Source organism: Carnobacterium sp. (genome assembly GCF_040274425.1).
This window is the reverse complement of the sequence record NZ_JBEMBC010000212.1, coordinates 1-512: the sequence shown is the minus strand read 5'-3', so window position 1 is coordinate 512 and position 512 is coordinate 1. Positions and strand designations below refer to the sequence as shown.

Sequence of the window (512 nt, the reverse complement as noted above, 5' to 3'; positions counted from 1 at the left end):
AGATAACCAAGGTACTGTTGATTTAGTCGCTGAAGAATTAGGATTAACAGAAGCCCATGGAAACTTACTGCCAGAAGATAAGGCAGACTACCTCAAAGAACTCCAAGCTCAGGGTCAAATTGTCGCATTCGTTGGTGATGGAGTAAACGATAGTCCTTCATTAGCCCTTGCGGATATTGGAATCGCAATGGGTAGCGGAACAGACGTCGCTATTGAAACTTCTGATGTCGTTTTAATGAACTCAAATATGAGCCGCTTGCCTCACGCTTTAGGCTTAACTAAAGCAACCGCCAATAATATGAAACAAAATATTGTCATTGCAGTAGGTACTGTACTTGTTCTTCTAGCAGCCGTTTTCTTCTCAGACTGGATGAACATGTCAATCGGTATGTTAGTACACGAAGGAAGTATCCTAGTCGTTATCTTAAACGGTATGAGACTATTGCGCTACAGACTCAAAGGAACTGATGTAGAAACGGCGAACGCAAAAGAGGTTCATGCATAAAAAATAC

The 512-nt window shown here is 41.6% G+C and carries 1 protein-coding gene; it reads left to right on the top strand.

Annotated features, from left to right (window positions below):
* A partial coding sequence (locus ABS911_RS15335; protein ID WP_350468266.1) for an HAD-IC family P-type ATPase occupies positions 1-505 on the top strand: 505 nt, incomplete at its 5' end.
* Between the last annotated feature and the right edge of the window lie 7 nt (positions 506-512).